The sequence below is a fragment of the Methanoculleus taiwanensis genome, from assembly GCF_004102725.1.
Classification (GTDB): Archaea; Halobacteriota; Methanomicrobia; order Methanomicrobiales; family Methanoculleaceae; genus Methanoculleus_A; species Methanoculleus_A taiwanensis.
The window spans coordinates 639,368-663,243 of sequence record NZ_LHQS01000002.1 but is presented as its reverse complement, the minus strand read 5'-3'; the positions used below and the strand labels follow the sequence as shown (position 1 = coordinate 663,243).

Below are 23,876 nucleotides of genomic sequence, written 5' to 3'. Positions count from 1 at the left end.
ACCGATCTTCGCACCCTCCCCGGCCGTCGAATCATCCGGCGAACGAGCCGCAGGAGCGGACCCTGCACGGTGGATCGCTCCCGGAATGGAAATTGGGCAGATAATTTTTAAGAACTCCCATCCATATTGTTGCATGGAGAGCATCGCCACCTCAATTGAGTTTCAGATGAGTCTGCTCCTCTTCCTTGCACTTGCCGGCTACCTCCTGGCATCCAGGATAAACCAGTCGGCAGTCATCGGAGCCATTCTTGTCGGACTCCTCGTCGGCCCGAGCATGCTCGGCCTGATCACCTACACCGATTTCGTCAGGAGTCTCGCGCACCTCGGAGCGATCATCCTCCTCTTCGTCATCGGATTCGAGTTCAACATCAAGGATATCCTGAAAGCAAGCTACGGCGTCATAGGAATCATCGGCGTCATCGTCCCGTGGATAGGCGGCTACGCCATCACCCTGCTCTTCGGGTTCGACCTCGCAAGCGCGATCTTCGTCGGGACGGCGCTCACCGCCACCAGTATCGCCATCACGGCAAACGTCTTAAAAGAGATCGGCATGCTCCAGACCGAGGCCGCGAGGGCGATCATCGGCGTTGCGATCATCGACGACGTCCTCTCCCTGGTTGCGCTCTCGATCACCGGAGACCTCGTGGGCGGGAGCATCTCGGCGGTCTCGATCGGCATCGTTCTCGCGAAAGCCTTCGGGTTCATCATCATCGGAGGCGCGATCGGGCTCTTCGGTGTGAGCCGGCTCATCGAACGGATGGACGCGTCCAACCTTGCGAAGAAGTATCCCGAGTTCGTCTTCATCTTCGCGATGATGATAGCATTCCTCTACGCGATGTTCGCAGACCTGATGGGGCTCTCCGGGATCGTCGGCGCGTTCATCGCCGGCGTCGCCTTCGAGGGCGTGGGCCTGCGGAACAGCAAGGACGTCAGGGAAGGCGCCGAGTACCTTCAGATCATATTCGCGTCGATCTTCTTCGTCTCGCTCGGTATCCTTGCAGACTTCACGGCGCTCACGCCTGAGATCCTCGTCTTCCTCGTTGCGCTGACGGTCGTGGCCATCATCACCAAGGTCGTCGGCTGCGGCCTCCCTGCCCGGGCGATGGGCATGTGCCGGGAAGACTCGCTGATCATCGGGTTCGGGATGGCGCCGCGGGGCGAGGTTGCAATGATCGTCGCGCTGATCGGGCTCGATCAGGGGCTCATCGGCCAGGGGATATTCGTCGCCATCGTCCTGATGAGTCTTCTGACCACCATCATCACGCCGATCGTCTACCGGAACTGGTTCTTCAAGGGTGAATACTGCACCTATGAGCAGGAGTCCGGCAACACCTGACCTTCTTTTTTCACCCCTCTGCCCGCGGCAGCCGGCCAGGGGAATGCTTAAGGCGATGGAGGCCATCCTGAACGGCAACGAACGGCGGTTGCAATGGTTCGCGAACGATGGTCCTCATGGACAGGGTTTATCCTCGCCAGCATCGGCTCCGCTGTCGGTATCGGGAACATCTGGCGGTTTCCGTACATCGTGGGGCAGAACGGCGGCGGGGCGTTCCTGATACCCTACCTGATCTCCGTCTTCCTCTTCGCCCTGCCGCTCATGATGCTCGAACTTGCCATCGGGCGGCACCTGCAGACCTCGGTGGGGCCGGCCTTCCGGGCTATCGGCGAACGGTTCTTCCCGGTCGGCATCCTCATCGTCGCCATCATAAGCCTGATCCTGAGCTACTACCTCGTGATCACGAGCTGGGTCTTTGCCTACACCCTCTTCTTCGCCCTGAACAGGCCGGTCGAGTTCGAAGCCTTCACGAACTCCTACTACCCGCTGATATTCTTCCTCCTCACCGGCCTCGTCGTCTACGCTACGGTCAGATCGGGAGTCCGGGAGGGGATCGAGCGGCTCTCACGCTACCTCATCCCCGTACTCGTGGCGATCCTCCTGATTCTGGCTGCATACGCCCTCACGGGATCCGGTGCGCTCGCCGGGATCGCGTTCTACCTGACACCCGACACCTCCCGCCTCTCGGATCCGCTCGTCTGGGCGGCAGCATTCGGGCAGGCGTTCTTCTCCCTCTCGGTCGGGATGGGTATCCTGATCACCTACGGCAGTTACCTCGGGCGGACGAATATCTTCAGGAGCGCCTCGGTGATAGCCGTCGCCGACATCCTGATCGCCCTCCTCGCCGGCCTGATCATCTTCCCGCTCGTCTTCTCGTTCGGCCTTGACCCGGCAGCGGGCGTGAACCTCGCGTTCGTCGCCCTGCCTTCGGTCTTTGGCAGCGTTCCGTTCGGAGCCGTTCTCGGACTGCTCTTCTTTACCATGCTCTTCGTTGCAGCGCTCACATCGGCGGTATCCATGCTCGAGGTGCCGGTCGCGACGATCATCGATTCATACGGGTATTCCCGGGGGCGGGCGACACGCCTCGTTTTTTGCGCCGTCATGCTCCTCGGCCTCCCGTCGGCGCTCAGTTACACCGCACTCCGGCTGGAACTCTTCGAAACGCCGCTCCTCGATCTTGGCGACTACGCCTTCGGAACGCTCGGGCTCATCGTAGCAGGCCTGCTCGTGAGCATCGTTGCAGGGTGGTTTATGAATCAGGACTGGATCTTCGATGAGATCGGCGGGAGCGAGAGGATGCAACGGGTGTTCCGGTTCCTCATCCGCTACGCCATTCCACTGGTGCTCTCTGTCACGCTCCTGGCACAGATCGTCCGGAGTGCAGGGTGAGAAAGCGGTTTACCCCGCTGACTCTGCCGTTCTGTCGGCCAGGTACTCCACCCACTTGATCGTCTCAACCACGGCGAAGGCCACGACGGAGAGGAGAATAACATAGATCCACTGCTCCGGCGCCAGGGGCACGGCATTAAACCAGGAGGGGACGATGTAAATCGCGACCAGCTGCAGGAGGAGCCCGATGAGAACGCCGAGGAAGATGAGCGGGTTGATCGTCAGGCTGCGCCGGATGTTCACGAAGAACGGTTCGTGCTCCTTCTGTGCCTGGATACCGTTGAACCACTGGAACGCCGCGAACGCGGTGAAGATGATCGCATTGGCGCTCTCGTAGGGGAACCGGAAAATAAGGTGCTCGAAGACCAGAAAACTCGCCACGCCCATAACCAGCCCGAAGATCAGGATCCGGGTGATCTGCCGGCGTTCAAAGAACTGCCGGGCGGCACCGATAAGCCCCGTTCACCTTTTGGATAAGGAGCGCCAACAGTTCTATGATAGCAGTGGAAGATGGAAGAGACGCTCCCTCCTACGTAGCGACGAACACGATTCACGCCATGGACTGCCTGACCGGCATGCGGCAGATGCAGGCAGGATCGGTCGATATCGTCGTCACCTCGCCGCCCTACAATATCGGCAAAGACTACAACCGCTACGACGATCAAAAACCCCGGGAAGAGTATCTCGACTGGATCGAGGAGGTGGCCGTCGCGGCAAAGCGGGTGTTGAAAGCAGACGGCTCGTTCTTCCTGAACGTTGGCGGGAAACCGAGCGACCCCTGGATACCCTTCGACGCAGTCCAGCGGTTCCGGCCGCACTATGCCCTCCAGAACGTGATACACTGGGTCAAATCCATCGCGATCGAGAAAGCAGACGTCGGGAACTACGACCGGATAACCGGCGACATCGCAGTCGGCCACTACCAGCCGGTGAACAGCACGCGGTACCTGAGCCAGTGCCACGAGCATATCTTCCACTTCACCAAAGAAGGCGGCGTCTCCTTACAGAAGCTCGACGTCGGCGTGGCCTACCAGGACAAATCAAATATCGGCCGGTGGAAGGCTGCGCAGCAGGATCTCCGCGACCGGGGGAACACCTGGTTCATCCCCTACCGGACGATACGGTCGTCGCGGCCGCACCCGACGAGTTTTCCTGAAAAACTCCCGGAGATGTGCATACGGCTCCACGGCTACTCTGCTGCGACGCTCGTCCTCGACCCCTTCATGGGCATCGGCAGCACCGCTCTTGCCTGCACCACGCTCGGGACGCAGTATATCGGGTTTGAGATCGACCCCGAATACGCTGATATCGCGAGGACGAGGGTAGCAGAGCACCGGTAAGCCGAGGAGGCGAAGCGGCGATATTTTGAGACGCGGGGTACCAGTATATCTGTACTGATGGATACCCTCCTCCCGTTCGCCGTCTGCCTCGTCCTGATCACGCTCGCCTCGGTCAGGTACCACCTGCCGCCGTTTCTCACCCTCACCGGTGCGGCGGTGCTCTTCGGCGTTCTCTCCGGGATGCCGGTGGACGTCTTCATGCCGGCCGTCACCGCCGGAGCGGGACGGATCTTCGCGATCCTCGGGATCGTCATCTTCGCAGGCGTCGTCATCGCGCAGGTGCTCCGGGAGAGCGGCAGGATCGAGGATATCGTCGCCGACATCAGGAAGGTCGCCCGCCACCCGCTCTACACGGCAGGGATTGCCGGCTACCTCCTCTCCGTGCCCCTGATGTGCGGGATCACCTCCTTTGTGATCCTCGCACCGATCGTCTCCCATCTTCGAAGTGAACGGGCGGCGGCAACCACTCTCCTCTTTGTGACCGGTGTTGCAGGGATCATCTCCTACGTCCTCCTCTACCCTTCGCCCGTGATCCATACCGTCGTCACCACACTCGGCCTGTACCCGGGCGAGCCCTGGCGGGTCGACCTCTTCACGCTCCCGATCTCGCTCCTGCTGCTCAGCGCCCTCCTCCTCTTCTGGCGGAGCCGCATCCCGGCGGGAGAGGCGCCTGAACAGAGATCCGGCGGCGGCATTGCCGTCCGTACGTGGCTGCCACTCATCGTGCTCTTCCTGATGCTCGGGATCGGGTTTATCGTCCCTCCGCTCAGGGGGCTTTCCAACATCTACATCGCGCTTCTTGCAGCGCTCTTCGTGGCGCTCATCGACGTTCCTGCCGACGTCCGGGAGCGGGCGCTCGCCCGGGGGACAAAGAACGCGGGGATCATCATCTTCGACCTTACCGGCGCCGGCGCCTTCGGCGGGGTGATCGCCGCGAGCACGTTCCCGTCCGATGTTGCAGCGCTCGTTGCGGGCCACCTTCCGGGGCTTCTCCTGCCGTTCGTCATCGCAGCGCTCCTTCAGGCGGCACAGGGCTCCCGGGTCGTCACCGCCGCCGTCACCGCGACGGTTCTCTCCACGACGGGGCTGGTTCCGGAGCTCCATCCCGCCGCCCTCGTGCTGATGATCGCCGCGGGAGCGTTCATGTTCAGCTACGTCAGCGACCCGTTCTTCTGGCTGCTCAAGCGGACGACCGGCGAAGGGTTCGAAACCGTCGTGCGCCGGTACACCCTCCCGTTATCGATTGCGGGGGTTGTGACGCTGGCGGCCGCTCTCCTCGTCGAAGCGGCTCTCGGATAAGATCTTCAAAAAAAGGTTATGCGGTTATCTCGTGGGAGAGCGACGGGATCGCACTCTGATCAAAGACCTTCTCCTCGTAGCCGTCGGGGAAGCGGACGGTGGTCACTGCCGGGGAGAAATCGGCCTCGATGAGCGGGGCAAACCAGTATTCCTTGAGTTTCTTCTCGGCTGCGGTGAAGTCAAGTGCCGGAAGCGTGTAGACCCTGCTCGTCCCGTTCTCCCTGATATGGGCGAACTCACGGACGTCGAAGACGGAGTACCCGCTCTTTACCGCAACGATCGTGACGGGTTTCCCCGAGTAACTCTCAAGTGCGCTCTTCAGTTCCTGTTCGGGCGCCGTTATCTTGAAGAAGACAGCAATCTGCTCGATCCACGAGAACGAATAATCAAACCTCACCTCTGCATCTCCGCTCTCATCGACGGCGATGTCGAGAGAATCGGCGGTGAACGCACCGGCCGGAGCGACCAGGAGCGCCGCAACCAGGAGCGACAGAAGTACCAAACCATAGCGTCTCATCTCGAATACCTCCTCAGGCAGTAATGTCATTTGGTTTTATAAATATTTGTAACCAATAGATCTCTACCTGACAGAGGTATTTCCAAAAATCCTACAAAAGAAAGGGGTATAGGGGGAAGATGCCGTGACGATCAAAAAGAAACATCTGGCTGCGGGCGGGCTCATCGTCTGGCTGCTCATCGTCACGTTCTTCATGATCCTCGCAGGAAACCTCGATCTCGAGATCTTCTTCGTCCTCTGGCTCATCGGCATTCTTATCGCCGTGGAACTGATCGATCCGGCGTTCTCGCGGCCGTCCTACCTGCACTATCTTCGGTATGCGATTGCAACGGGCGTCATCCTCTTCGGTGCCATCGTCGCCCATAAAGTCCTGGAGATCCTGAATTCATGAAGCGGCGGTACACGCAGGTTCTGCTCGTAGTCCTTGCAGTCCTATTCTTTGCCCTTATCGCCCAATATGCGGCGTCCCCCGCCCTCTACACATTCAAAAGCGACTCTGATACCCCGTTCCACCAGAACCCGGAGGCGCTGAAGCAGATCTCCCGCGAGCAGTCCCAGGTACTCCTCCCGCTGATGTCCGAGGTGCTCGACAACACCGGCACGCTCGTACTGAATATCAAGCTGAAGGACTTCGAATCTGCCGAGCGCGATCTGCAGCAGTACATGGAGCAGTCCCGGCGCCTCGACAGCATGGTGATCAACCTCGATATGTCGGAGACGGAGCTTGAGGAGTTCCGGAGGAACAATAAAAAGAATGTCGAGAGCATGCAGTCGCTCTTAAACGACACCCGGCGGTTCCAGGAGTTGCAGAGCCTCGAGATCCGCTATCGCGACGAAAACCGCCCCGACCTCCTCTACTCGGTCAGCTACGAGGGCGAAGCGCTGCGATCGCAGATCGCCGAGAACTTCAAAGGCTACCGGTCCCGCGAGAGCGCGATGGTGAACACGAGCTCCCGTTTCGAGCTCGATACTACGACCTACGAGCAGAGCATCGACGACTTCGAGGAGATCGTCGAGGAGATCGAGGCGAAGCAGGAAACGCGCCGGACGGAGACCCCCGCTCCTCCGACCACGCCGCAGCGGCTCTCGATTGCGATCAGTCCGGATACCGGCGTGTACCAGGACCGGCTCTGGGCGTCGGGAGAACTGACGGGGAAGCGTGTCGGCAGAGAGAACGTCACCCTCTACATCGACAGCAAGTACTGGACGACGGTCGCCACCGGCGACGACGGGCGGTACGGCACCACCTTCACCGTCGACCGGATCCGGGCAGGGAAGCACCTCGCTTACGCCGTCCACGGTTCCACCTACTCGGAGGTCGTCACCTTCACCGTCCTCCCGCTCGACACCGTCCTCACCCTTGAGGTGGTGGAGGGGGCACGGGCGGAGAACCGGACGCTTGCCGGCAGCCTCCGGGCAGGAGAGATACCGGTCGCCGATGCTCCCGTCCGGCTAACGGCGGACGGCAGGACAATCGCGACGGCGACGACGGACGATACCGGAAACTATACCCTCGAGCAGCAGTTCGAGGCGGGCACCTACCGGGTCACGGCGATATTCGAGAGCTCGTCCTTCCCCCTCAACGGGACGGAGAGCGCTCCCGTGCTCGTAGAGATCGCACCCTCGCTCTTCGGCTCCCCGATCTTCGTCTACGGGGGTTTCCTCCTCCTCGCCGCGATAGGCAGCGTCTGGTACATCCGCAGGCGGCGGGGGCAGCCGGGCGAACCGGCGGCAGAGGCGCTTTCGGAAGAGCGTGCCGATCTACCGGATGAACCGGCAGTCGAAGAGCCCCTTCCCGGAGAGGACGAGAACGCCGCCGAGAAGTTCGCCCGGCTGGTTGCCGGAGGCCGGATCAGCGATGCGGTTCACGCACTCTACCTGCACCTCGCAGGCAGGATCGCAAAGGCGCAGCGGATCGACAACCACCTCGCCATGACCCCGCGGGAGCTCCTCGCGGCCTGCAGAAGACTCCCCCTCGGAGAACGGCTTGCCGAGTTCGTCCGGAGATACGAGGCCGTCCGCTACGGCGGAAAGCAGCCGACGGACGAGGAGCGCCGGGAGCTTGCAGGCCTCTTCGAGCAGATCTCCGAAGATACGGAGCGTGATGCAGATTAAGAATCTATTCGCGCTGGTCGGGTGTATCCTCCTCCTGCTGGCCGCGGTGCTCTTCGTTCACCTCGCCACGACAACAGAGGATTACAGCAGGTACAACATCCAGTGGAACGGCACCTCCGTGCTCTTCGAACGGGCGGGGGACCTCGGTGCCGTGACTATCACCGACCTCGACGACCTCGACGCCTACCCGCACTCCCGCCTCCTCCTGATCGCGCCGGGAGCGGCGTTCGACGACGAGGCGATCGCTCGCTACCGGGACTACGTCGAGGCGGGGAGCACGCTCGTTCTCGCGGACGACTTCGGCACGGCGAACCAGCTGCTCGCGGGACTCGGCAGCACGATCCGGATACAGGACGGGAACCTCTCGAGCATGGACGCCGAGTACAGCAACCCCCATACCGTCCTTGCCTACCGGAGCGCGAACAGTACCCTCACCGAAGGAGTGGAGATCGTCGTGATGAACCGGCCCGCCTCGCTCACCGGCGGCGAGATACTCCTCGAGACCTCGATCTTAAGTTTCGTCGACACGGACGGAGACCTGCATATCGATGCAGACGAGACGCTCGGGAAGCACGGGGTCGTGGCATACGAGCGGATCGGCGAGGGAGACCTCTTCGTTCTCGCCGACCCGAGCCTCTTCATCAACGGCATGCTCACGCTCGGAAGCGTCCGCGACAACCAGCAGTTCGTCCAAAATATTCTCGAAGGCAACGAAACCCTGCTCATCGATCTGACCAACTCGGAGACGACGAGCGGCAGCGCCGTCACATCCCTGCTTGCTGCCGTGAAAAGCACAACCATAATAAAAATAATTCTCATATGTACCGTACTTCTGCTGGTTGCGTACGCATTTCGAAGGAACATACTCTAGGCGATCACCATGACCGACGCGAACATGACAAAGGAACTCTCCCTGCTGACAAATATCTACAACGCCACCCACGGTATGCTGAACCAGTATATTGTCGGCAACGACGAACTCATCGAACTGCTGGTGATCGGCGTCCTCTCGGGCGGCCACGTCCTTATCGAGGGAGTCCCGGGAACCGCGAAGACGACGATCGCAAAAGCGATGGCCCGGATCACCGGGTGCGAGTTCCGCCGGGTGCAGTGCGCGGTCGATACCCAGCCCGCGGATATCATCGGAGTGCGGGTCTACGACCAGGAGACGAAGGAGTTCCAGCTTCGAAGAGGGCCGGTCTTTGCAAATATTCTCCTCATCGACGAGATCAACCGTCTCAACCCGAAGACCCAGAGTGCCTTTATCGAGGTGATGAGCGAACGGCAGGCGACGATCGACGGTATCACGCTCGATCTCTACTCGCCGTTCTTCGTCATCGCCACCCAGAACCCCTTCGAGTTCGAAGGAACGTTCCCGCTCATCGAGGCGCAGAAAGACCGGTTCATGTTCAGTTACAACTCGCACCACCTCTCGGGGGACGACGAACTTGAGGTGGTCAGGCGGGAGCATACCGGTGCGCTGAAGTGGCAGCCCTTCTTTGAGCGTCTGACGCCGGTGATGAACAGAAACACCATCGAGCATATCGTCGAGGTGACGAATAAGATCCGTGTCGAGGAGCCCGTCCTGCAATATATCCGCGACCTCGTCGTCGCCACGCGGATGCACGGGGACGTGCGCCTCGGGGCGAGTTCCCGTGCGTCGATCGCTCTTGTCAGGGGAGGAAAAGCAGTTGCCGCACTGCAGAACCGGGAGTATGTCATCCCGGACGACATCAAGAGGATGGCACCCGCGGTCCTCCAGCACCGGATCATGCTCGAGCGCGAGGCGGAGATCGGGGGCATCACCACCAAACAGATCATCGGGGAGATCCTTGATGCGGTAGAGGTGCCATAGACCGTGCAGGCGACACGGTGCACGCAAGGCGTCGCCGCACTCATTCTGGTACTCCTTGTATTCGCCCTGGTGCTCGACGAACCGGCAGCCTTCCTCCCGGGAGCAGCACTCGTCCTGCTCCTCGTATCACGGGCTATCATCTTCGACCGAAAGATGCGGACGATAGCCCGCTCGGTCACGGTCGACCGCACGACGAACCGGACGATCATCAGACAGGGAGGCGTCGTCGACGTGACGGTCGCCATAAGTTATACTCTGCCCGAACAGACGACCCTTGCCGTCCGCGACATGCCCCCGGCGGGGTCCGTCCTGATTGGAGGAGATGCTACGGCCTCCACCACCAGGCCCGGCGAGGGAACGGCGGTCATCACCTACCGGGCGCGGATCATGGCACGGGGAGAGGTGAGGTTTTCCGGAATCGGCGTGACGATCGCCGATCCGTTCTTTACCGGAGATCTCGCATTCAGGAGGGGAGAAGATACGCTGCCTGAGATCCTCGTGCACCCGTCGGGTGCTTTTGAGAGCGAGAGCGGGGGCAGGGATTACGGAGATGCGGAGCGACGGGAACGATCGTCGTTTTCCGGGTACAGCATCCATTCGTTCCGGGAGTACGTCACGGGCGACGACCCCCGCCGGATAGACTGGAAACTCTCCGCGAAACACCAGAAACTCTTCGTCAAAGAGTATTCAAGCCAGCAGGGAAACCTTCCCCTGATCCTCGTCGATCTTCCCGACGCCACGCTCCGCCCGGAGATGCCGGACAGCGACCCGCTCGTATCCGCGGTGACCGGAGCGCTCGAGGATGCAATTTTGGAGCACCGGTTCGTCTCGCTCCTCATCATCTCGGGCGGAAACGTCGTGCGCTACCTCCCGGGCGAGCGCGACATCCACCGGGTTATGTCTGCCGTCGGAGACCTGCGACCTGCCGAACGGCTCGTCCACCAGTACTATGCCCGGGACGAGGTCGCCGTTCGATCGAAACTCGGGAGATGCGAACGGGACATCGCCCGCCTGCCGAAAGACTCTCCGGATTACCACTTCGCCGCCACGCTCGCTTCGGTATACCGGGAGATGCACCGGGATCAGAAGACGGCCTTTGAGATGCAGATGGGCAGGGTTATGGGATCGATCAATGCCGGGGCAGTGTACATCTTCAGCCCGTTCGAGGGGGATCTGAGCCACATATGGCAGACGATCACCCAGGCAAAACGGATGCAGAAGGACGTCCACCTCCGCATTCCGGAGAGCGCCGCGTCGCCGGGCATGCTCAAAGCACTGCTCGCCGCCGACGTCGAGAGCGTCGAGGTGATCGCGTGAGAGAAGAGACGCTGACCGGCGGCCTTGTCGCCGCGTTCTGCATCGCCACGCTTGCGGCCGCCGCCCTATCGGATATCTGGTACCTGATAGTCGCCCTGCTCGGTGTATACATCGTCGCAGAGCGGGCGACCCGCACCCTCCCCGACCGGGGCTTTTATCTCCTCTGCGCCGGAGAGGCGCCCGTCATCGCTGTCGGGACGGGAGCGCTGCTCCCCGCGCTTTCCTTGCAGATCCTGCTCTTCGCCGTCTTTCTCCGGGCGCACAATCTCCTTCGATCGCGGCACGAAGCCGTTCCCTTCGCCGTTCTCGCGGGAGCGATCCTGCTCATCTACCCGGGTATGGCGGCGTTTCGCCACACCCTCCTGCCGGTTCTTGCGATCGGGGCAGGAGTCGTCATCGCATCGGTCGCCATTGCCCTTTCCGGATACCAGCTGCAGAAGACCTGTCTCGGAGAAGAAGAGATATGAAACAGAATGAATACACCCTGGCCGCAGTCGCCCTCTTCGCCGCAGCGGCCGTCATCATGGTTATCGTTGCGGTGACGAACCGGGGCGACATGACGAGCGCCACCCTGGTGCTCGGAGCGGTGAGCAGTTTCATCGCAGGCGTCTTCGTCCTGACGTTCTCGAAGGAGGAAGGGCTTGATACGCGATTTACGAGCCTTCTTGCGGTGCAGGGCACCCTCGACATCGCCCGGATCTGCGCCGACCTCGGGATCAAGGGGAATGCCACCATGGTTCCCGCAGCAGCAGATACAGCCGGCCCTTCGGTGATGCAGGTGATCCCGGCCTCGTCGTATCGGCCTATCGAATCGGCCGACGGGTTCTCGCTTCAGACCGGCAGTGACGGAAGTGGTGTTGTCATACCGCCGCTCGGCTACCCGCTGCTCAGGCTGCTCGAAGCATCGTCTGATCTCCGGCTGCCCGGCGAGGAGGAGGAGATCCTCGCAGCGATCCGGGAGGTCTGTGAAGAAGTCCTCGAGGTTGCCGAGACGGTCGAGGCGTCGCGGGCGGGCGACTCGATCGTCGTCGAACTCCGGGGATACCGGCTCATCGACGGGTGTGCGGAGGTTCAGAAAGAGTCTCAGAAGCCCTGCACCATGTGCCCCTGCCCAATCTGCAGCCTGATTGCGTGCATGCTGGCGAAAGGGACCGGACAAGCCTGCACCATCGAGCAGGCGACGGCGGATAAAAAGAGCCGGACGCTCCGGCTCATCCTGTCGGTCGTACCCTGACCCAGAGGTGCAGGTCGCGGTAACTTTCGTTGATCCGCTCGGCCGCGGTCACCGAGTCTGCCGGGGGATTTTCATAGAGGAGGAACTCAACCCGGTTCACCGCAGGATCGGTGAGGGTAAACGTATAAGGTTGTTCGACGGTCTCGTTATGCGGCACGGTCACGGTGAACCGGTCGAGCAGTGTCGACGACAGAATCGCGGACTCGTTCGTCGTCTCATCGAAGACCTGGTTGAGCCCGAGGGTCTCGACGGTATAGGTGACGTTCCGGTATTCGTGGTTCCCCACCCCGATGATCACCGTCTGAGCGGTTCCCGCGGCAAAGTCGGTCGGGTAGTCCGCAGCCATGCCTTTCGACCCGAGGATATAGAACTCGGTGAACTTCTCCCCTTCTTTCGGGACGGCTATGACGTAGACCGTCGTCGCGACGGCGACCAGGATCGAGGCGAGCAGCACGATGCTTAAGACCCGGTCAAGGCGGGAGGCGTCTTTATTGAAGAATTCTCCGCGAACGGCAGCGGCGGCCTCGCCGAAAGGAACGACGAACCGCTCTCCGGCAGGGACGGCCGAGCGCCGGTACTGGGCGATGAGCCCCATCGCGGCACTGAAGATCAGGAGCGAGGCGACGATCGGATCGAGCCTGATACCCCACGGCGTGTAGTTCAGGGCAAGCCCGATCAGCGGGACGACCGCGATGGAGAGTCCGAACGAGAGGGCGACGCGTTCTATGCCATCGAGATCGTCGCTTCTCGGGAAGAGCGCGGCGATCAGGAGGTATCCGGGGATGAAGAGGATGAAGGGGAGCGCGAAGAGCACCCGAAGAAAACTGGTATTGAACACAGGGAGATAGATACTCGCGAGAGTTACGAGGATCCAGGCATAGATTATCGCGAGGTCGCGAGGAATCGCCCGCGGGTTCAGTGCAGTGATCAGCGCATCGGCGGAAGCGTCGGGTGGCATTCAGTTATCTCATAGATGGATGATCGAATAAATAGATATCTCCGGGACGGAAAGATTCGATTCCACGGGTTCCAATTCAAAAAGGCTCCGCACGGCCGGATGCTCTCCAAAAAGACGGCATCCGGCATCGGGATACCATTATATACGGATTCAGACAGGCACTGACGGTTAACCACGCACGGATAGGCATCGTAGCCTTCGGGGTGGTGCGCCGGCTTCCGGCATCGCCCCAAACCGGAGAAACGGAATGGGAAGAGACTATTTCGGGCAGAAGACGTATGTATCACGGGGTGCTTTGCCGGAGCCGCTGATCAGGTGCAATCGAAAAATAGCTCAAATATCAAATATAATTTCGTTTAAACCTGTTTTGTGGAAATTCTGTAAACAGAAATGTATTTATCCACCATTGAGAGAAGATCTACGTATCTCCCTACATCAGAGCACAACTGTTCCCTTCCGCAAGAATCCTTTTGAGGTGGAAGAGTATGACTGAAAAAGAAGCGAAGAATACCGCTAAAATTCTGCCATTGCTACTCATCCTGATAGCAATGATCATTCTTCCCGCGGGCGCGGTCGTGGCGACCACCATATCTGTTGGTGGCGCCGCGGTCGCCCCGGGCGGGACGATGACCGTACCGATTATGATCAACGATCTTCCGACATCCCCCGCCACATGCGGTGTCGCCCTTGTGTACGATCCGGATGTGGTCTACGTCGATGCACTTTCGGGCAGCGACTTTGACACCCCGATCTACTTCATCGACAACGAAACCGGCTGGGCCTCCATCGGGGGACTGCAGATCAGCGGCTCCGAACTCACCGGCCCGGTGAAGGTCTGTAATGTGAGTCTGCGGGCTGTCGGCACTGCCGGGGAGACGAGCCCGCTGAACCTCAGCGTCATGTGCCTCGAAAGCGAAGGCGGTGAAAGCATCCCGGTCACCACCGTCAACGGCACGTTCACGGTTCTGGGCGGCACACCCACGGTGACGCCGACTCCGACCCCGACGCAGGCACCCCTGTCAACACTCACGGGGCCATCCGGGAGCATCGCTTCCGGGCAGAGCGGTACCTTCAGCGTCAGCGTTGCAAACCTGACGGACGCGACCGCGGTGTGGATCCAGGTCGAGTTCGATGCGGCCTACATCGCCGTTGAGGATATGCAGCTCAGCCAGGGGATGCCGGAGGGCGTTTTCCTCTCGAACGGATGGGGCGGCAACGGAATGCTCGAAGGCGAGTACTCCTCTACGATAGGCTACGTTAATGCCTACGTCTTCGCACCAGCAGGGCTTACCGTCTCGGATTCGACACCGATCCTCGATATCACCTACCGGACAACGGACAGGGCGGGCGAGAGTAAGACCGTCATGTACGGGTCTTACGGAACCGGCTCCGTCAACCTCTACAGCACCGATATCATCGAGCAGATGCAGTCCGGCGCCGACGTCGGCGCAGCAGCGTACTGGGACTTCCAGTTCAACAGGACTGTCAACGGCACCGTCACCGCATCCGGCGGCAACATCCCGGCGGCCCGCGGTATACTCACGTTACCGAACGGCACCGTGACCGTCGGCACCCAGAAGACGCTCTCGCTCTCCGTACAGGACCTGGGACTGGTCGACGAGATGATGTGCGTCCCTAACTACAACAGTTCCATCGTCACCTTCACGAACATCGCGAACATCACCGTAAGCCAGACCGCTACCGCTGCCGGCGTGATGCTCGACGACCCGTGGCTGAGCGAGTATGAAAGCGGATCCAGCTCCGCCTGGCTGTTCTTCAACAATACGAGAGGTCTGAACACGAACGCTGTCACGCCGCTCGCCGATTTCAAAATGAAGGCGGTCGGAGATGTCGGTGATAAGACCGAATTCGCCGCGTACTACCACATCCAGAAGTGGTACTACCCCCGCGAGAACGTAACGATCAGCACTCCGTTCGCGAGCATCGTAAATGGCGAAGTAACCATCGTCTCACCGGCGGGCGCCGACCTCCGCGGCTACCTCGTGGACGCCCCTGCATACATCAAGAAGTACGCAGACGGCCACCTCAACTTCACGACCACCATGGTGATCGAGAACGTCGGCACCGTGGGCGTCACCGAGGACTTCAAGATTGAGGGAGGCTTTGGAAGCCAGAAGACAAACATTACCATCACCGACGACATCGCCGCCGGTGGGAAGCTCACCTACCACATGACGATGAATGTCATCCCCGGCTACCCGGAGACCAGTGTCGTCATGGGCGGATCGGGATCGGAACGCACCTACGTCATCACGACCGGCGGTGACATCAGCGTCGGCGACTACTCCATCGGCCTTGGAATCGATGTCGACAATGAGGTCGAAGAGGTCAACGAGGAGAACAACTACGTCACCCACCAGGCCGCCATCACGAAACCCGATCTCATCCCGGTTCTCTCGACCGAACTGACCGCCGGTCTCCCGTCGAGCGAGACCACCATCCAGGAAGAGGTCGTGCCCGGCACCTACAACGTGACCTACGGTGTTCGGAACATCGGCAACGTCTACGCGGTCGCGACGAAGCTCAACTTCACAAACCAGGGTGCGAGCACCATCTACAATGTTCCCGCCCTGCAGCCCGGCGAGTCCTGGACACAGACCCTGACCGGCGTTGCGATCGGCAGCAGCCAGAAGGCCTTCACCGTCACCGTCAACAGCGACGGTGCCGAGGTCGAGACGAACCCGAACAACAACACCCGCACGACCGGCTACCAGGCCTACGCACCCGTGACCGTCATTCTGCCGAGTGTGACCGGTTCGACGTCGTCAGACGCGACGCTCTCTCTCTGGCTGACGAATGTCTCCGCACCGATCACGGCGTTCTCCGTACCGATCAAGTATGACCCGACCGTCTGCTACGTATCCTCCGTAAAGACCGGAAGCGGTGTCACCTGGTCGTCGTCCTACGGACGGGTAACGATCACCGGGACGGACGTCAACATCTTCGGTAACATCAACGTTGCCGATATCACCCTGAAAGCAAGAGCCGATGCAGGCAGAACGAGTGTACTCGACTCGCAGACCGACGCCTACGTCAAGACGACCGGCGGCAATTATCTCAATCTCGGCATTACGAAAGGCCTGTACACGCAGGAGAATGTCTCCGATGCACGCGTGAACCTGTATGTCCCGACGATCGGTTCGGAGGGCTACAACCAGACCATATCGGTCAGCGTCTGGAACGCGAAGACCAACCCGGTCACCGTCGACGTCAACGTGACGATCAACGGCACCGAGATCTGGTCGGCCTCGTCGGTGCCGCTCGGCGCCTACGCAAGCAAGTACTTCACGATCAACACATGGAAACCCATGGTGCCCGGCACCTACGAGGTGAAGGCGCAGATCTCCGGTGACGACTACCCCATAGGAAATGCCGCCGTCCGGAACACCGTAATTCAGCCGTTCACCCTCGAGATCACCACCACGAACGAGAACTACTACGAGCGGTACTACAACTACAACAAGACCCCGTACGTCAACCAGTACTTCTCGCTCGGCACCTACTACACCGCAAACCAGCCGGCACGGCCAAACGCCACCCTCTCGATCTGGTATCCGAACGGGACGCCGGTCGACCTGTCACAGGACTCGCCCTTCGACCTCCACTACTACTACCCGGCGACGCTCCAGCCGTACTGCTACGACTCGACCTGGAACTCGGTGACCTGGTATTACATCAGACCGAAGGTGCTCGGCACGTTCGACTACTCGATCAGCCTTGAAGCGCGCGGCGAGTCCGACTACGTCAACGGCACCATCCGGGTGCTGGAACCGCTCCTCGACATCAAGGTGGTCAACAGCACCCTGATCGCCGACACTGCCGGAGATGCGGTGCCTTTCGACGTCTTCAACCGGTCGCCTTCGCAGGGGAAGAGCGTCAAAGTGACCCTCGCCGCGGGAGCGGAGGGAAGGACGCTGAACGGTCTTGAACAGCTCGTCGGCTACCCGCACGGATGCCCCGAGCAGACGATGAGCCCGGCGCTCGCTATCCTCAGAGTTAAGCAGTACTACGAGCAGCGCGGGGCGCTGACCGACGCGATGAACGCTTCCTTCCAGCAGAACATGCAGGATGCCATCGCGCGGATGAGCGCACCGAACGGCTACAACGCCCAGCAGCTCCCGGGCGCATCGTACGGTGACGGATCCGGCGGATGGGCCTGGGGCAAGAACTCAAGGCCGTCTGCGTTCTACACGCTCTACCCGAACTACGTCATCACCGAACTCTTAAACGACAACGACCCCGAGTACTGGGGCAGTGCGGTCAACTTCACTCCTGACGAGATCAACCTGAACGCAAGTTCGAACTGGCTGATCAACCAGCAGAAGACCGATGGGCGCTGGTCCGGTTACGGCTACATCTACAACGAGGTGGAGTGGACTGGGTTCACCAGCGAGAAGCTGGCAAACGACTATCCCTACCTCAACGACACGATGAAGACCAGCGTGAACGCCACCCTGAACAAGTCGCTCACCTGGCTCGAGAACCACAACTACAACAGCGAGGGGCCGCAGGCAGTCGCTCACGGGATCTACGGTCTCGTCGCGATCCGCGAACACGGTCTCGGCGATGCTGCGCTTATCAACAGCAACATCACCGCCCTGCAGACGAAACTCCTGAACCAGAAGAGCGCAGCGTTGGCAGGATCCTACTCCTGGGACCAGAGCGCCGAGGCCACGGCTCACGCAGTCCTCGCCCTGAACCGGTCCGGACTCGACGCCGACAACGAGACGATCGCCGGCGGTGTCCGCTACCTGCTCGGCGCCAAGGGCAGCTGGGGCTGGGGCAGCACCCGGACGACCGCAGTCGTCATCAACACCTTAACCCAGGTGCAGCCGCACGCAACCATCAACTTCAACGTCGACGCGGAGCTGAAGAACGGAAACGGCGACACCGTATGGTCGCTGAACAACATCCAGTTCGACAATGCCAACTTCCAGTACGTCTACACCCTCTCGCCCGCCCAGGTGGCCTCGCTCTACAGCGTCCCCTCGGCAGACTCCGTGGCACAGGTGATCGTCTCCGGCAAGTCGGATGTCGGAACCGTGGATGAGGCGAAACTCTTCGTCGAGGTCAACAGCTTCGAGAAGGTGCCGCAGTCTATCGCATATGCATCCATCCCCGCGGAGTTCATCGACCCGATCGCAACCGACTTCTTCCTCGACGTGGCTATCCCGAACAGCGGATACACGCTCACCGAAGGCGACGCTGCCGACGTCGGGTTCACGATTAACAACAACGGGCCCGGAGCCGTGGATCAGACGACGATGATCATCGAGATCCCGATCACGTCCCGCGTGAACTTCACGGGCAGTGCAACGGGCTCGGCCACCGCGTACTACCTCTCCGAAGGCAGCCCGGTCTACATCAACCACATGTACAACGCCACCACGGCGAAACTCTACGTCTACCCCGGCTCTGACGACGAATCGCAGCCGAGTATCACCGCCGGCGCGAGCAAGACCTTCTACGTGCCGCTGACCTTCGAGGCTTACGGCAACAACTCGGTCGAAGCACGTGCCTACCCGATGTACAACGACACCTGGATGGCGGTCGCCGACGGGGCAACCTACATCAAGGGCTACGGAAACATCACGCTGGATGCAGTCAACGAAGAGGGAGCAGCGGTTCTCGCCGACTTCTACGTTGACGGTGCAGCGGTCGCAGTGAACACCAACATCACCTCAGTGGAGCGGGTCGAGGGCGCCTACGCCGTCGCAATCCGGAACGAGACCTCCTGGGTCAACACCACCATCACCGTCACACCCGGCGATACCACGACCTACAGTGCCCAGTTCGTCTCCGACCGCACGCTGCCGCACATCGCACAGATCGAGGGCGCGAGCGGCAATGCACGCGTGATGCCGCCGGCTATCGAGGAGACTATCAGCAACGGCAGTACCAACCGCTGGAATGCCGCGACCAGAGCCATGACGTCGTTCAACTCGAGTATCTCGAGCAGCGGCGGACGGGCGACGATTGCAGTCGAGATCCCGACGGTCAACCGGACTATCGGCACGGCGATGGTGAACGACACGATCAGCGTGCTCGTGCACAACGCCTCCGGATGGTTCGCCTACACCGACTTCACCATCGAGAACGGCCAGCTCATCCTGAACAACGTCGATACCGGAGATATCGATCAGATCTACCTCGACTTCGAGGGCAGAATGCTCGGAGATGTCGACAACAACGGCAGGATCCGTCTGACCGACGCCATCACCATTGCACAGTCGCTCTTGCCGGGTCAGGGAGAACTGACGGGTAACGATGAGTTCTACGGCGATGTCGACGACTCAGGCCGTATACGGCTGCAGGATGCAATCAGCATTGCACAGTATCTGATCCCCGGTCAGTACGACGACAACTACCAGCCCCTCTAATGAGGGGAGGAGGATTGGGTCTATGACCCGAACAGCACTCATTTTTTTACTCGCAATCGCACTCGTTTCAGTGACAGCAGCAAGTGAGATCGTCATCGAGAGTGATGGCGATCAGCAGTATCTCACCTTTGTAGCCAGTGATTCGACAAAGATCGCAGGATACAATATCCAGCTGAACTACTCTGCAGATACCAGTATTCTGGATGTCGAAGCGCTCCCGCCCTACACCGGCGTGTTCGGGATCAGGAACGATGAAGGGTGGACACGGATCGTCGGGTTTACCGGAGGCGATACGTACTCTGCCCGCCTTGCCAGGTTTACCTATGCCGGTAAGGGCAATTTCTCGATCGTGGTGTACGAACTGTATGACAGCGACCTCAATGATGTGGCGGTCTCCAATACAATCGGCGCCATGCCCGATGCAACCGGCTCGCCGACGCCCACAGTGCCTGCCTATCAGCCGGAAACCGGATACGTGCCCCCGACCGGCACTGCAAGTGGATCAACATCCACTGCAACCGGCGGGTCTACCGGGTCGGGTGTCACCGGCAACCCGGCACCCGCGCCCTCCGGAACTCCGGAGCCATCATCGACGGTGATACCTGCCGCATCCCCTGCACTCACGGAGGGCAGCACGCCGCTGCCGACGCCATCGCCTTCTTTGGCGCCCGCGGTGTCGGCAGAAACGACGGCAAAAAGCACCGAACCCCAAACAACCCCCAGGTCACCGTCGAGCCCGCTACTCGTAATTAGCGGAGTGATTATTGCCGCAATTTGCCTCGCAAAGATAAGAAAACTTATTTAAATTTACAAAACTTTTTATCTGATGTTAGAAATCAAACCTCGAGAGGAGTAAGTATGTCCACCATACGCCAAGCTTGCTTATGCATTAGCATTCTATTCATTCTCTCCGTGTTTGCCGTTTCCGGAGCATCTGCCGCAAAAGAGCTGCAGGTGTCGTCCGCAACGGGCACTGCGGGGGTTGAGATATTCGTAACCTGTAACGGTTCGGATCAGCTCAACGGGTATAACTTAAAGATCACCTGGGACCCGGCAGTGATGAATGTCACGGCCGTTACTGACTACGCAGGGCTTGGGCAGTTCTACAATCCACCTGTTCCCGTAACAAATGGTATTGTCTATGTCCAGGACTTCTCCGGCAGCAAGAGTGTTACCGGAAATCAGACGCTGCTGTCCCTGACCTGTAATGCACTTGTCCACGACGGCACTTCAACCGCAATCGCCATCGACGGCGCTTATGCGAATCATGAAGTCGATGAAAAGGTCGGCGGCGATGTGACAGGTCAGTACTCCCTCGTACCCGGTACGTTCACCACAACCGATTACACCTCGCCTGCGATCACTATCTCATCCCCGGCTGACGGCGCAACGGTTGCACAGTCCGTGACCGTCGTCGCTGATATCACCGATGTCGGTGGTGTGAACGTGACCAGCATCGCTGTCAGCGTCGGCGGCGAGCAGGCCGACACCCTGAACACCGTGGCCATTGCCGGCGGGTACCGTGTCACCGCCACGAAGAGCGGCGTCGCTATCGGAACCAACGTCCCGGTCGCAGTCTCGGCAAGCGACCTGACAGGAAACATCGGCACAAGGATCCACTACGTCACCGTCGCCCAGTCCGGTGTCACCATCACCGCTCCTGCGGACGGCAACTACACGAACCAGGCACAGCCCCCGATCACCGCGGCCTTCGTGCAGGTGAACCAGGCAAGTGTCAAGATGTTCTTAAACAACGTCGACGTCACGACTGACTGTACGGTCAGCGGCGGCGCAACCGACGGAGCCATCGCCCTCAACTACGCCTCGTACGGCGTCCTCGCGGACAACACCTACGTAGTCGTCGTCAACGGCACGAGCTCGCTTGACGCCTCCCAGCAGAGCGCGACCGTGACCTTCACCAAGGACACCACAGCGCCCGTCGTTACCATCACCGGCATCCAGGACTCCGACGGTGACGGATTCGTCGAGGCGAACGAGAACCTGATCATCTCCTACACCGTAACCGACGCGAACTTCAAGCAGGCATGGGTGGAGACCGTCACCAACACGACAAACCCCGGCATGCTCTTCCTGAACACCGCGCCCGGCAACCGGAACCTGACCGTCTCTGCGGTCGACCTCGCCGGCAACCAGGGTCAGAGCGCACAGTTCCACCTCTACAACAACTATCTCGCCTACTACAACGATGCCTCGCTCGGCACCTTTGCAGGCATCGATCTCTCGAAGACGGCTATCTTCAACTACTTCGACGTCGCCCGGGCGATCACCCTGACCGGCCCGAACACGGCGATGACCTTCCCGACCTTCGGCACGTTTACGAAGACGATCGTCCCGGGAAGCAATGCAACCCTCGACAACCGGAAGAACGATCCCATAACCGCCGGCGAGCTGCCTGCGGCGATCAAGATCTACGCGACCCCCACCGGCAGCCTCGACTTCACGATCCAGGTGCCCGACGTCGACAACGCCACCATCATGATCGGCAAGGCGAACAGCACCCTGCTCGACCAGATGATCAGAAACCCGTCCAGCACCTCCCCGTCGGCAGGCACGCTCCAGGAACTGCTCAGCCAGGACAAGATCGTGCTCTACGGCAAGGGTGGCGGACAGTACGGCTACGGTATCATCAGTGTAGCAAATGACGGGTCGATCACCATCCTCAAGCAGGAAGGTACCATCAGCGCGTCCAGCAACCTGATGAGCGCTATCCGCTCGAACTACCTCAACCTCGACGCCGGTTTCAACTCGGCAACCGCAACGGGCATCACGACGCCCCTGCAGATCAGCGATCTCGGCGCCGGTGAGTATGTCGTCCTCGCGGTCTGCGTCGACCAGGACCGGTTCAGCATCATCACCATGGAGACCTTCCAGGTCGCCGCGAGTGGCCAGAACATCAACCCGAGCGCCTCGAGCTACACCATCGGCAGCCCCGTCGTGGTCACTGCAGGCAGCACCGGGCAGAACATCGCAGCGCTCCTGATCAACAGGGACGCGACCTACACCGGCGCTATGGCGCTGAACCTCACGACCCTCGGCACCGGATCGCTCGAGGACGTGAGGCTCTACGCGAACGGCAACACGACCGTTGAGAAACTCATCAGCAACATCTACATCACGCCCGGCTACGGCAAATACGGTACTGCAACGAACTCGAGCACCGTCCAGGTCGCAACGAGCGGCCTTGTCGCCGGCAACTACTACCTCTACATGTTCACCGAGAACAACGGTAACATGACCCTCTACAACCAGGCCAGCATCTCCCTGGTGCCGGTAACCCCGCCGACCCCCACGCCCACGCCGTACACGCCCAGTGGCGGCGGTGGCGGCGGCGGCGGCAGCAGCCGTAGCGTCGTTACCTATGAGGGAAGCGGTGTGGTCTCGACCAGCAGCAGCGGTATCGTGACCAAGACGATCGCCGTCGTTGCAAGCGACGAGAGCGCGAAACTCACCCTGCAGTCGGGTGTGCGTGCTCTCGATGCAGACGGCAACCCCATCAGTAGCATCACCATCGAGCGGGCCAGCGACGCTCCGGCAGCCCCGGCGGGTGCCCTCTTCAGCGTTTCCGGCTACGTCTATGAGTGCGGCCCTGCAGGCGCCACCTTCAACCCGGGCATGACGCTCACCGCCACCCTCTCCGAAGAGGACTGGAACGCGATGATCGCCAGCGGCCAGGTGCCGACGTTCAAGTGGTACAACGCAGAGACCGATGCCTGGGAGGATGTCCCGACCACGGTCAACGCGGCTACGAGAACGGTGACCGCCACCGTCACGCACTTCAGCATGTTCGCGGTCGTCTACACCACCGGTGTCCTGCCGACGGCCACCCCGACTGAAGTCGTAACGGCCACCCCGACTGAGGTCACCCCGACGACCCCGGCACAGCCTACCGAAGAACTTCCGTTCATGATGATCATCATCGCCATCGTCGCGATCATCGTCGTCGCGGGAGCAGCGTTCTTCTACATGAAGAAGGACAACTAACCATCTTTTTTTGCACTCACGAAGTATCCGGGGAGTTTTCCCGAAAGATCGATTCGCTCTATAAGCATTTCGCCACAAAAGAGCGCTCATTTTGCCGCATCTTCCGAAATTAT

General features: G+C 60.5%; 17 protein-coding genes. 14 read left to right on the top strand and 3 right to left on the bottom strand.

The window, feature by feature from the left end:
• Positions 1–133 precede the first annotated feature (133 nt).
• Both ABH15_RS08075 and ABH15_RS08070 read left to right on the top strand, forming a co-directional pair.
• Positions 134–1,336 carry a cation:proton antiporter gene (locus tag ABH15_RS08075; RefSeq protein ID WP_128693844.1) on the top strand — a complete coding sequence of 401 codons (1,203 nt, stop codon included), beginning with the start codon at positions 134–136 and terminating at the stop codon, positions 1,334–1,336.
• A 93-nt stretch (positions 1,337–1,429) separates the two neighbouring features.
• Complete coding sequence (locus ABH15_RS08070) at positions 1,430–2,725, top strand: sodium-dependent transporter (RefSeq protein WP_128693843.1); 1,296 nt, start codon at positions 1,430–1,432, stop codon at positions 2,723–2,725.
• 9 nt (positions 2,726–2,734) lie between these two features.
• On the opposite strand, the gene ABH15_RS08065 is transcribed toward ABH15_RS08070, so the two are convergent.
• Positions 2,735–3,178, bottom strand: a complete 444-nt coding sequence (locus tag ABH15_RS08065) for a cation transporting ATPase C-terminal domain-containing protein (RefSeq protein WP_128693842.1) — start codon at positions 3,176–3,178, stop codon at positions 2,735–2,737.
• Positions 3,179–3,219: 41 nt separating this feature from the next.
• Between ABH15_RS08065 and ABH15_RS08060 the strand changes: the two genes are divergently transcribed.
• Together ABH15_RS08060 and ABH15_RS08055 are read left to right on the top strand one after the other, a co-directional pair.
• Entirely contained in the window at positions 3,220–4,065 is an 846-nt protein-coding gene (locus tag ABH15_RS08060; RefSeq protein WP_241648047.1) for a DNA-methyltransferase, read from the top strand.
• A gap of 57 nt (positions 4,066–4,122) precedes the next feature.
• Complete coding sequence (locus ABH15_RS08055; protein WP_128693841.1) at positions 4,123–5,364, top strand: GntP family permease; 1,242 nt, start codon at positions 4,123–4,125, stop codon at positions 5,362–5,364.
• A 16-nt stretch (positions 5,365–5,380) separates the two neighbouring features.
• On the opposite strand, the gene ABH15_RS08050 is transcribed toward ABH15_RS08055, so the two are convergent.
• Positions 5,381–5,911: a hypothetical protein gene (locus ABH15_RS08050; protein ID WP_241648046.1), complete on the bottom strand. Its 531-nt coding sequence runs from the start codon at positions 5,909–5,911 to the stop codon at positions 5,381–5,383.
• Positions 5,912–6,005: 94 nt separating this feature from the next.
• On the opposite strand from ABH15_RS08050, the gene ABH15_RS08045 reads away from it, so the two are divergent.
• Genes ABH15_RS08045 through ABH15_RS08015 form a run of 7 tightly spaced genes read left to right on the top strand, consistent with a single transcriptional unit; the run spans position 6,006 to position 12,402 of the window.
• Positions 6,006–6,272: a hypothetical protein gene (locus tag ABH15_RS08045; RefSeq protein WP_338323525.1), complete on the top strand. Its 267-nt coding sequence runs from the start codon at positions 6,006–6,008 to the stop codon at positions 6,270–6,272.
• Complete coding sequence (locus tag ABH15_RS08040) at positions 6,269–7,996, top strand: DUF4129 domain-containing protein (RefSeq protein WP_128693840.1); 1,728 nt, start codon at positions 6,269–6,271, stop codon at positions 7,994–7,996. The genes ABH15_RS08045 and ABH15_RS08040 overlap by 4 nt, the downstream gene beginning before the upstream one ends.
• Positions 7,986–8,867, top strand: coding sequence for a DUF4350 domain-containing protein (locus tag ABH15_RS08035; RefSeq protein ID WP_128693839.1), 882 nt, complete (start codon positions 7,986–7,988; stop codon positions 8,865–8,867). Before ABH15_RS08040 ends, ABH15_RS08035 begins: the two co-directional genes overlap by 11 nt.
• Positions 8,868–8,876: 9 nt before the next feature.
• Positions 8,877–9,851 carry an AAA family ATPase gene (locus ABH15_RS08030; protein ID WP_128693838.1) on the top strand — a complete coding sequence of 325 codons (975 nt, stop codon included), beginning with the start codon at positions 8,877–8,879 and terminating at the stop codon, positions 9,849–9,851.
• Between the two features lie 3 nt (positions 9,852–9,854).
• Entirely contained in the window at positions 9,855–11,168 is a 1,314-nt protein-coding gene (locus ABH15_RS08025; protein ID WP_128693837.1) for a DUF58 domain-containing protein, read from the top strand.
• Positions 11,165–11,635, top strand: coding sequence for a hypothetical protein (locus ABH15_RS08020; RefSeq protein WP_128693836.1), 471 nt, complete (start codon positions 11,165–11,167; stop codon positions 11,633–11,635). The genes ABH15_RS08025 and ABH15_RS08020 overlap by 4 nt, the downstream gene beginning before the upstream one ends.
• A complete protein-coding gene (locus ABH15_RS08015; protein ID WP_128693835.1) occupies positions 11,632–12,402 on the top strand; it encodes a hypothetical protein in 771 nt (256 codons plus the stop codon). The genes ABH15_RS08020 and ABH15_RS08015 overlap by 4 nt, the downstream gene beginning before the upstream one ends.
• Here ABH15_RS08015 and ABH15_RS08010 read toward each other — a convergent pair.
• On the bottom strand, positions 12,380–13,360 hold the full coding sequence (locus ABH15_RS08010) for a DUF1616 domain-containing protein (RefSeq protein ID WP_128693834.1): 981 nt from the start codon (positions 13,358–13,360) through the stop codon (positions 12,380–12,382). The genes ABH15_RS08015 and ABH15_RS08010 overlap by 23 nt on opposite strands.
• A gap of 485 nt (positions 13,361–13,845) precedes the next feature.
• Between ABH15_RS08010 and ABH15_RS08005 the strand changes: the two genes are divergently transcribed.
• From ABH15_RS08005 to ABH15_RS07995, 3 genes are all read left to right on the top strand, one after another.
• Complete coding sequence (locus tag ABH15_RS08005) at positions 13,846–19,761, top strand: CARDB domain-containing protein (RefSeq protein ID WP_128693833.1); 5,916 nt, start codon at positions 13,846–13,848, stop codon at positions 19,759–19,761.
• Between the two features lie 22 nt (positions 19,762–19,783).
• On the top strand, positions 19,784–20,566 hold the full coding sequence (locus ABH15_RS08000; RefSeq protein ID WP_164913674.1) for a hypothetical protein: 783 nt from the start codon (positions 19,784–19,786) through the stop codon (positions 20,564–20,566).
• A gap of 149 nt (positions 20,567–20,715) precedes the next feature.
• Positions 20,716–23,763, top strand: a complete 3,048-nt coding sequence (locus ABH15_RS07995) for a beta strand repeat-containing protein (protein ID WP_128693831.1) — start codon at positions 20,716–20,718, stop codon at positions 23,761–23,763.
• The last annotated feature ends 113 nt before the right edge of the window (positions 23,764–23,876 follow it).

Bases quoted from the DNA above. Each gene is read 5' to 3' on its own strand.
- ABH15_RS08075 (WP_128693844.1), top strand. From the start codon at position 134: ATGGAGAGCATCGCCACCTCAATTGAGTTTCAGATGAGTCTGCTCCTC.
- ABH15_RS08070 (WP_128693843.1), top strand. From the start codon at position 1,430: ATGGTTCGCGAACGATGGTCCTCATGGACAGGGTTTATCCTCGCCAGC.
- ABH15_RS08060 (WP_241648047.1), top strand. From the start codon at position 3,220: ATGATAGCAGTGGAAGATGGAAGAGACGCTCCCTCCTACGTAGCGACG.
- ABH15_RS08055 (WP_128693841.1), top strand. From the start codon at position 4,123: ATGGATACCCTCCTCCCGTTCGCCGTCTGCCTCGTCCTGATCACGCTC.
- ABH15_RS08050 (WP_241648046.1), bottom strand. From the start codon at position 5,911: ATGACATTACTGCCTGAGGAGGTATTCGAGATGAGACGCTATGGTTTG.
- ABH15_RS08040 (WP_128693840.1), top strand. From the start codon at position 6,269: ATGAAGCGGCGGTACACGCAGGTTCTGCTCGTAGTCCTTGCAGTCCTA.
- ABH15_RS08035 (WP_128693839.1), top strand. From the start codon at position 7,986: ATGCAGATTAAGAATCTATTCGCGCTGGTCGGGTGTATCCTCCTCCTG.
- ABH15_RS08030 (WP_128693838.1), top strand. From the start codon at position 8,877: ATGACCGACGCGAACATGACAAAGGAACTCTCCCTGCTGACAAATATC.
- ABH15_RS08015 (WP_128693835.1), top strand. From the start codon at position 11,632: ATGAAACAGAATGAATACACCCTGGCCGCAGTCGCCCTCTTCGCCGCA.
- ABH15_RS08010 (WP_128693834.1), bottom strand. From the start codon at position 13,360: ATGCCACCCGACGCTTCCGCCGATGCGCTGATCACTGCACTGAACCCG.
- ABH15_RS08005 (WP_128693833.1), top strand. From the start codon at position 13,846: ATGACTGAAAAAGAAGCGAAGAATACCGCTAAAATTCTGCCATTGCTA.
- ABH15_RS08000 (WP_164913674.1), top strand. From the start codon at position 19,784: ATGACCCGAACAGCACTCATTTTTTTACTCGCAATCGCACTCGTTTCA.